The following is an 8,217-nucleotide window of genomic DNA, read 5'->3' on the forward strand; positions in this document are numbered from 1 at the left end:
CCGGCCTGTGCCAGGGCAGGGAAGGGCCCCGGCCCCAGTTGGGCGTACGCAGTTCGGTACGCGGCATTGCCGCCGGTGTGATGCGGGATCGGGCGGCACCGCTCCCGCATCACCGGTCATCGTTCGTCGACGCCTACGCCGCTCAAACCTCCGTCACGAACCCCACGAACCGCGACCACCCCTCACGCCCCACCGCGAAGTGAGAGCGCGCCACGTCCTTGGAGTCCCGTACACAGATGGCCTGTTCGGTGAGGGCGACCTCGACGCAGTCGTCACCCTGACTGCCGCTGTAGCTCGACTTGAACCACGCCAGTTCCGGCCTCGTGCTCATAGCTCTCCTCGGAGTCGCTCCAGCAGACCCCGCGAGTCCTTGGCATTCAGGGCCTGCGAGCGCAGTGTGTCATAGCGCTGGTACAGCAGGCTCACCTCTTTCGGGTCAGAGATCAGGCGGCCGTTCTGCTGCCCTTCGGAGTACGCGAGCCGCTGGCCCTTCGGGGTCTCCACAAGCCGCACGGGACCGTCCAGGCAGGCGTGGAGCCCGGCCTCCAACGGCACGATCTGAAGCGTCACGTTGCGTGGTGCGCTCCGCTCCAGCACATGGTCGAACAGCTCCAGCATCTGCTCTCTGTCCCCGAACCGACGCCGGAAGACGTGCTCTTCGACGATGAAGCTGAACGGCGTGGTCGGCCGCTCGAAAAGCATCCGCTGCCGCTCCATCCGCCTCGCCATGAAGTCCTCCAACTGGTCGTCCGGCGCCACCGGAACGGTCCCCTCGAACACGGCCCGCGCATACCCCTCCGACTGCAACAACCCCGGCACCAGCCTGCACTCATACGTACACAGACTCACCGCCACCCGCTCCAGCCGGGCCCATTCCCGGAACCAGGCCGCGAGTCCCACATCCCCCCGCCCCCGCGTCACGTACTTCGACGACTTCCGCAGCGCCCCGGTGTTCCCGAGGAGTTCCTCCGAGCGCACCACGTACGACTCGTCGGGCATCCGCCGCCCCAGTTCCACCGACTCCACGGTGTGCTTGGAGAAGCGCACCAGGTCCGCGAACTCGGCCCTGCTGTACCCCGCGTGCTCGCGCAGCGCCTGCTGGACCGCACCCCAGGTCCGCAGGCTGTCCGAGGGGTCGGGCTCGCGGTCCGGATCACAGGCGGCCAGGTCGGCGCCGTCAGGACCACCGTCGTGACTGCCGTCGCGGCCGTTACCGCCGCCGTGGTTGCTGCCTACGCTGTCGATGTCGATGCCGCCCGTCATCCGCGGCCACCTCCGGTTCCGTACACGTACTGTCCGTCGTACCTGCGCCCGACGGCACCCAGAGTGACGGACCGCGCCCCGTACCGTCCACGGAATGTGCCCGTACGCTGACGTACCGTACGGGCCGGGCACCTGGAACACGCCCCCGCGCGCCCGTCACCGTGGCCTCATGAACGGAACCACCCCCCAACTCTCCGCAACCGTACGCATGTTCTCCCAGCTCCTGTCGTCCACCCGCCGCGGAGCCCGCCTCGCCCGTCTGCTCGCCGTCGAACAGCTCCGCGCCTGGGAAGTGTCACCTGGCGTCACCGAGCGCGCCGAACAGATCGTGGCGGAACTCGCTGGCAACGCCGCCCTGCACGGCCGCGTCCAGGGACGCGATTTCCGCCTCGTCCTCACCCTCGACACCGGCACCCTCCGCATCGCCGTCACCGACGCCCGTGGCGATCAACTCCCGTCCCTGTCGGCCTCGGCAGACGTCGGCCCTCTCCCCGACGCCGAGTCGGGTCGAGGCCTCCTCCTGGTCGCCGCCTTGGCCGACCGTTGGGGCACGGACCCGTATCCGCCCGGCGGCAAGCGGGTCTGGGCCGAATGCGCCTGTGGCCCCACGGCCCGGACACGCACAGCGGGCGTACCTGACCGCGACGGCCGGGCGTGGTTCACCCGCTACGCGGCACGCGGCTGAGCACAACCTTCGTCCATGATTGAGGAGTTCAAGTCCGACGTCTGGGTGTACCGCCACCCCAACGGCTCCAAGCTTGAAACCGGTAGGTGCCGTTGGGGGAAACCGTCCCAGAACCGGCAGCCTGAGGGGGAGACTTGGGGCCCAACGACCCAAGGAGTTCAAAGCATGGCAACAGATGCCCACGACGGACCCGTTTCGGCAGCAGACGGACGTGGGCAGCGAGTCCTCGACCTCCTGGACAAGGCAATCGACAGCCAGAGCCTACTGGTGCGCAAGAACATAGCGCGGGCCCGCCAACGGACCCCAGAGGCGACGCCGGCACAGGTGATCCGCAATCTGGAGCGGATGTACGTCAGCGCCTTGACCGGAACCGGTGCTGCAGTTGGAGGAACCGCAGCCGCGCCCGGCGTCGGCACGGGAGTCGCACTGGCACTCTCGGCAGGCGAGGCTCTCTCGTCCCTTGAACTGAGCGCCCTCTTCGCACTCTCGCTCGCCGAGGTCCACGGAGTCCCCATCGACGAGATCGAGCGCCGCCGAACAATCGTGATGGGAATCATGCTCGGCGGGAGTGGCTCCGCCACCATTACCAAGGTCGCCGAGCGTACGGGGCAACACTGGGGACGTCAGGTTGTCGCCAGGGTGCCCGTCGAGACGTTGCGTCAGATCAACAAGATCCTGGGAAAGAACTTCATCACGAAGTATGGGACCAAGCAGGGGATCATCGTTCTCGGTCGAGTGGCACCGTTCGGTATCGGCGCTGTGATCGGTGGTGGTGCCAACGCCGCCATGGCCACTCTGGCCGTAAGGGCCGGTCGTCGCGCCTTCGGCCCGCCCCCGACGTCGTGGCCAGGGCTGACCTCCAGCACGCCGCCAGCGGGCGAGGTCACGCGGAACGTCCCGTCCGCGATATCCCACGTGATGCGAGCCGACACCGGCAGGACACGGCAGCAGGCACGGTAGACATCAGCTCAACCAAGGGGGTGCTTGTGGGCGACGGAGGGTTCAACCGCACGTGTTTGAAGTGCCGCAACTCCATCGAGGTCGACCAGGACGGGCGCGTGGTCGCCCATGACAGGCCGATAAGTCGTTTCCCCTGCTATGCCTCCGGTCAGCTCGCCGCACTTGTGTCGGTCGAGTGGGGGCCCGGGCCTCGACGTAGCCGGCGGACTACGGGCAGGGACAAAGGGCGCGGGCGTGCCTTGCGGAAGAAGACCGAGTACCTCAAGCCCCCCGAGTGGCTGCCGAATTATCGGGGTGAGCACCTGCCGACAATCGGCCTGCCCGCCAAAGGGTGGTTCGGTGTCTGGTTCCCGGCTCACACGATGTGGGAGCACGAGCGGAAACTGTCCGGCTGGGTCAGAAGCGATAGATCGTTCCGGTGGGACAGCCGCGAGGGGTGCTGGACGGTGGCCAGCGCTCACTTCCCCCACATCAGCCGGGAGCTGCTCCGCAGGTACCCGAGCGTCCTCATCGGCCGTGAGTACAACCCGCGTGAAAGGTGCAACTCTTCCTGCCAGAACGCCCAGGGCTTTCTGTGTACGTGCTCCTGCCGTGCCAAGTACCACGGCCGCGGTAAATGGCGAAGCGGGTGGAGGACCCTCGGCGAGTTCAGCGGTCGGCGCGCGGGGAGGCCGTGGCACTGGATGGCCGTCACCGTTGCCAGCTGATCGCCTCGGCACCCGCTCGCGGAGCGAGCCTGCGCAGGGCCGAGCCCCGCGCCCCGCTCCTGCCGACGGCTCGTTCACCGCCTGCGCGACCATCCGGGCGGGGCGGAGAGTGACTCCCGTCCGTCAGACGGCGACCACATGCACGTCCGTCGGCGCGAGGACCGTCAGGTAGGCGTGGATGTCCCCCGGGTCGGTGGTGAAGATCACCGCGCTGCCGTGCCGGGCCGCTGCCAGGGCCACCCAGGCGTCCACCGCGTCCGGCCGCTTCTTCGCCGGCAGGGCCGCCCGCCCCAGCGCCGTACCGATGCGCCGCCAGTCCGCGAGGTCCGGGCCCGTCGCGCAGGCCAGACACTCCGGACGGCCCGCCTTCGTCTCACGCATGGGCGGCTCGGACGTGCGGGCCTGAGGGACCGTGCAGTCCTTCAGGAGGCCGGACAGGGCGTGCACCAGCGCCGGCTGGGGGCGCCACACCTGGGCGAGGACCGGTCCGAGCACCAGCGCCCGGTGCGGGACCGTGCGCAGTCCCTCGTGCAGAGCCACCGCCTTCGCTTTGCGGTCGGCGAGTGCGATGAGCATGCCGGTGTCGTAGACCGGCACCCGTGCGCTCACGCGGCGTGTCCCGGACGGCGGCCTTGCCGGTCCCGGCCGTGTACGAGCCCTAGGGCCTCCTCGACCTCGCGGCGTTCCTGCTCCGTCAGCTCAGCGGCCGGTTCCGGGGCAGGTTCGGGGGGCAGCCCGTCCGCTGCCCGCTCTGCCCGGGCGATGAGTGCGTCCACCTCGGCGAACTGTTCCTCTATGGCATCGCTCTCGGCCATCTGGCGCGTTGCGGCATGCACCAGGTAGGCCGAGACGTCCATGCCCGCCCGTTCCGCGTGCTGCCTGATACGTTCGGCCTGGTCCTGCTCCAAGCTGATGGTGATGCGCGTCTTTGCCACAAAGGCATCGTAATACGCGTATGACGGCAGTGCGAGTGCGGCCGGTCGAGGTGGACAAGCGGGCACGCCCCCTCTCCCCGGCGCCCCGTCCCGTACCGCCCCGCCTACCGGCGTCCGCCGCCCGTCCCACGCGGCGGACCTGCGGTCCGACTGCGATCCGTCACTGCGTCCGGGGCGCCAGCGCCCCGATCACCCGCTCGACGTCGTCCCGCCACGCACACAACTCCGCGTGCGTGGGTGCCAGTTCGTACCCGTGGTAGTGGCAGGCCCGGCTGAGGCCGGCCCAGGTCGCCGACCAGCGGCGGGCCGTGTCGGGGTCGGCGTAGGACTCCAGGCACAGGGCCTGGGCGTGCGGCGGGCAGTGGGCCAGCTGCGGTTTGCGTGCCTGCCAGTAGCGGCGCAGGGCCTCTTCGAGGGCGTGGCGCAGCAGCAGTGCCACGGCGCGTGGCCAGACTCCCGTGGTGGAGGCGGTGGCCGTGCCGAGCAACCGGTCCGCGCCCGCGAGCAGTTCGTCGGGGGTCGAGGTGGGCGGCGGCGGAGGCGGGAGGGGTGCGGGAAGCCGGGGCGGGCGCGCGGTCGGGACGGGTGTGGCCGGACGGATCGTGGTCACAGGGATCGCACCGCCTTCGCGAGGTCCGCGGTGCGGCGGATGATCTCCTCCACGTCGTCGATGGGCACGGCTTCGTGGGAACCCTTGTTACACCACCGAACGTGGTCGGTGGCCTGCTGGCCGTAGGCCCGGGTGAGGTCGGTCATGGTCTCGCCCACCCGGTCGGTCTCCCCGTAGAGGGCGAGGGAGGCCAGTTCGGTGAGCTTGTGTGCCTTGGCGATGCGTCGCTCGATCTCGTCGTGGGACAGGCCCGTGCCGAGGAGCCGGCGCCGGGCCGGTTCGAGGAGGGCGGCCTCCAGGGCGGTGCGGCACAGGCCGGGCAGAACCCGGGCGACGACGTCCCCGGGCAGATCGCGGGTCCTGGCGAGCGCCTTCGCGTCGTACAAGGCCTGCTTGACGGGGTCGTCGCCGGACCGGACGCGTACGGCGGAACGCTCACGGCGGTCGACGGTGAGGACGGTGGCGGGCAGCCGCAGGTACTTCAGAGCCTGCGGCAGGCGAGTGTCGTGGGTGAAGACGACGACCTGGCGGTGCTCGGCGAGGAGCGCGAGGACGCGGGCGAGGCCGTCCACCTTGGCGGGGTCCATGGACTGCACCGGGTCGTCGATGACGAGGAAGCGGAAGGGGTTCTCCGGGAGGAAGGTGCGCGGAAGGAAGAGGGACAGGGCGAGGGAGTGCAGTTCCCCCTGACTCATCACGCCGAGCGCGGGGGCGTCGATGTCGTCGACGGTCACCTCGAGGGCGACCTTGCGCTGGGTTGCGGAGCCGCTCAGACGGACCGGGCCGAGGGCGACGTTGCTCTGCTGGCGCAGGTTGGACCAGATGCGCTGGGCGTCCTCCGCGATGGGCCGCATCCGGTCGGCGCGGATCTCGTCGTGGGTGGCCCTGAGCCATTTCTGGGCGGCCTTGACGCGGGCCAGGTGCGGGGCCGCCTGCTCGGCCGCGTGGGCCTTGTCCAGCCAGGCGGCGAGCACCCGCGCGACGTCGCGCCAGGTGTCGTCCTGGTCGGCGAGGCGCGCCGCGGCCTCCTGGCGGGTGACCCGTGCGGCGTCGGCGGCAGTCCGTGCGGCGTTCTCGGCGGCGGACTCCAGCACGGCCGGGTCGGAGACGGTGCGGCACCGCAGCCAGTCGTCCCAGGCAGCGGCGATCTCGGACGGCAGCCAGTCGGGCGGCGGGACGGCCAGGTCGCGGACGGCCTGCGCGGCCGCGTCGAGTTCCCGGCGGGCGGCGAGGACTTGCTCGGCCTCGGCGCGCAGCCGGCGTTCCTGCTCGGCGGCGTCCCGTGCCCATTCCTCGTCGAGACGGGCTATGCCGCCGCACACCGGGCAGGTGTCGAGGGCGGGGTGGGCGCGGTGGTGGGCGAGCGCGCGGGCGAGGAGTTCGGCGCGGCGCAGCGCGTCCTCGGCGGACGTGCCCCGCAGGTCCTCGGCGGAGGCGATGGCTTCGCGCAGCGGGGTCACCGCCGTGGCGACCGCCTCTATGTCGGGTCCGGTCAGGGTGGAGCGGCGGCGCAGGTCGAACAGGAGGGCCTCGTCCACCGGGCCGGTCCCGACGGCCAGTTCGGCCGCCCGCGCGAGGTCCGGGCGCCGCCCGCTCAGTGCGGTGTGGGCTGCCCGGGCTCGGGGGTCGTCGGTGCCGTCCAGGAGGGTGAGCAGGGCGGGGAGTTCGGCCTTGGCTTCCTTGGCGGGCGCCTCGTACTCGCGGGCCAGCTCGCGCAACCGCTTGTCGCCGGCGGCGAGTTGCTCCAGACCGAGGATCGAGGCGACGGCGTCGTACATCTCGCTGGGCCTGCCGCCGATCACCTGGCCGAGCTCGGAGTACGACAGGAAGGGGCGGTAGGTCGCCAGATCCTCCTGCCAGCCGAGGCCCGGGAGGGGAACGGGGTCGTGGCCGGGCCGGTCGAGTTCGGCGGTGGAGTCGGCGACGTCGTCCCCGTGCCAGGTGCGCAGCACGGTGGCCGGCTCCGGTTCGCCATCGAGGCGCAACTCCACGGCGACCTGGGGTTCCTCGCCGTGGTGGAGGTTGCGCCAGCTCTTGCGCCAGATGTCGCTGCGGCCGCGCCAGCGGGCGTTGTCGCCGGTCAGCGCGATCTCGACGGCCTCCGCGAAGCTCGACTTCCCGGAGCCGTTGCGGCCGGTGACCAGGGTGAGTCCTGGGCCGGGGGTGAGGGGGAGACGTGTGGTACGGCCGATGCCGCGGAAGCCGCTGACCGTGACGGACTGCAGGTAGGCGCCCGGCATCCGGCCGCGCGCCCCGCCATCGTCCTGGAAGGCGTGGAGCAGGAGGGCTCGGGTGTCCTCGTCGAGGTCCGAGCCGGCGAGCCGCCCGGCGATGAGACTGGCAAGGGTGCCGGACGACGGCACCTGGGCGGGCGGCCCTGCGGGAGACGGGTCCGGGGCGGGATCGGCGGGAACGGGCATGACGGGACTCCCGTGGAGGCGACGACTGCGGAGCGTACGGCCGGACAGGCCGACGGCAACTGAACGACAGGGGACACACGGGAGCAGCGTTGTAACGCGGGGCCGTGAGACCTGAGTTGTGGACGACCATAGCCCACACAGACCCAACAATGGAACTCTTTGGAATTTCATGGAGATCATTGGATTCGGGGCCGGGGTATGACGCCCCGGCCCCCGCGCTCACAAACGCCACTCCTCGAAGAGCACCCCCAGCAGCTCCTCCTGCCTGGCCTTCAGCACCACGGGGGTCCACTCGACGTGCTGGAGCACCTGGCTGGTCAGCGCGAAGGGGACCACTCCCCCGCGGCCGGTGAAGTACTTGGCCTTCTTGGCGGCGAAGTCGTAGTTCTGGGCCGCCGAGTTCTTGGCCCGGTTCAGCAGCACCAGGTTTCCCAGGCGGTGTGTCCACTGGGCACGCTGCTCCTCGTCGAACAGCCCGACCCACTGCGAATCGGCCTTCGGGTTCTGCGGCAGCACGTGCTCCACGGTGATGAGCGGGTGGTTGAGGTTCCCCTCGTAGCGTGGAGTCCGTGACAGCAGGGGATGTTGGTTGTCATGGCGGAGAAGCGTCGGAAGTTCACGGCGGAGTTTCGTGAGG

9 protein-coding genes are annotated in these 8,217 nt (G+C 70.5%); 2 read left to right on the plus strand and 7 right to left on the minus strand.

Features of this window, described 5'->3' with window-relative positions; genetic code table 11:
• Positions 1–142: 142 nt before the first annotated feature.
• Complete coding sequence (locus ABZX30_RS26560) at positions 143–331, minus strand: DUF397 domain-containing protein (protein ID WP_355937728.1); 189 nt, start codon at positions 329–331, stop codon at positions 143–145.
• The gene (locus tag ABZX30_RS26565; RefSeq protein ID WP_355937730.1) at positions 328–1,263 is read right to left on the minus strand and encodes a helix-turn-helix transcriptional regulator; all 936 of its coding nucleotides are present in this window, start codon (positions 1,261–1,263) and stop codon (positions 328–330) included. Before ABZX30_RS26565 ends, ABZX30_RS26560 begins: the two co-directional genes overlap by 4 nt.
• A gap of 169 nt (positions 1,264–1,432) precedes the next feature.
• Here ABZX30_RS26565 and ABZX30_RS26570 point away from each other — a divergent pair, with 169 nt between their 5' ends.
• Positions 1,433–1,948, plus strand: coding sequence for an ATP-binding protein (locus ABZX30_RS26570; RefSeq protein WP_355937732.1), 516 nt, complete (start codon positions 1,433–1,435; stop codon positions 1,946–1,948).
• 165 nt (positions 1,949–2,113) lie between these two features.
• A complete protein-coding gene (locus ABZX30_RS26575) occupies positions 2,114–2,908 on the plus strand; it encodes a hypothetical protein (RefSeq protein ID WP_355937734.1) in 795 nt (264 codons plus the stop codon).
• Between the two features lie 830 nt (positions 2,909–3,738).
• On the opposite strand, the gene ABZX30_RS26580 is transcribed toward ABZX30_RS26575, so the two are convergent.
• The 5 genes from ABZX30_RS26580 to ABZX30_RS26600 form a co-directional block, all read right to left on the minus strand.
• Positions 3,739–4,224 (minus strand): hypothetical protein, encoded by a 486-nt coding sequence (locus ABZX30_RS26580; RefSeq protein ID WP_355937736.1) that lies wholly within the window; start codon positions 4,222–4,224, stop codon positions 3,739–3,741.
• Positions 4,221–4,550, minus strand: coding sequence for a ribbon-helix-helix protein, CopG family (locus ABZX30_RS26585; RefSeq protein WP_355937737.1), 330 nt, complete (start codon positions 4,548–4,550; stop codon positions 4,221–4,223). The genes ABZX30_RS26580 and ABZX30_RS26585 overlap by 4 nt, the downstream gene beginning before the upstream one ends.
• A 160-nt stretch (positions 4,551–4,710) precedes the next feature.
• Positions 4,711–5,160 (minus strand): hypothetical protein, encoded by a 450-nt coding sequence (locus tag ABZX30_RS26590; RefSeq protein WP_355937739.1) that lies wholly within the window; start codon positions 5,158–5,160, stop codon positions 4,711–4,713.
• Positions 5,157–7,580: an AAA family ATPase gene (locus tag ABZX30_RS26595; RefSeq protein WP_355937741.1), complete on the minus strand. Its 2,424-nt coding sequence runs from the start codon at positions 7,578–7,580 to the stop codon at positions 5,157–5,159. The genes ABZX30_RS26590 and ABZX30_RS26595 overlap by 4 nt, the downstream gene beginning before the upstream one ends.
• Positions 7,581–7,799: 219 nt before the next feature.
• Positions 7,800–8,217: HNH endonuclease family protein (locus tag ABZX30_RS26600; protein ID WP_355937743.1), on the minus strand; the 418-nt coding region annotated here is incomplete at its 5' end.

The organism is Streptomyces sp. NPDC004542 (assembly GCF_040610035.1).
Taxonomy (GTDB): Bacteria; Actinomycetota; Actinomycetes; order Streptomycetales; family Streptomycetaceae; genus Streptomyces.

Coding starts and splice junctions, on each gene's coding strand:
- ABZX30_RS26560 (WP_355937728.1), bottom strand. CDS start 331: ATGAGCACGAGGCCGGAACTGGCGTGGTTCAAGTCGAGCTACAGCGGC.
- ABZX30_RS26565 (WP_355937730.1), bottom strand. CDS start 1,263: ATGACGGGCGGCATCGACATCGACAGCGTAGGCAGCAACCACGGCGGC.
- ABZX30_RS26570 (WP_355937732.1), top strand. CDS start 1,433: ATGAACGGAACCACCCCCCAACTCTCCGCAACCGTACGCATGTTCTCC.
- ABZX30_RS26575 (WP_355937734.1), top strand. CDS start 2,114: ATGGCAACAGATGCCCACGACGGACCCGTTTCGGCAGCAGACGGACGT.
- ABZX30_RS26595 (WP_355937741.1), bottom strand. CDS start 7,580: ATGCCCGTTCCCGCCGATCCCGCCCCGGACCCGTCTCCCGCAGGGCCG.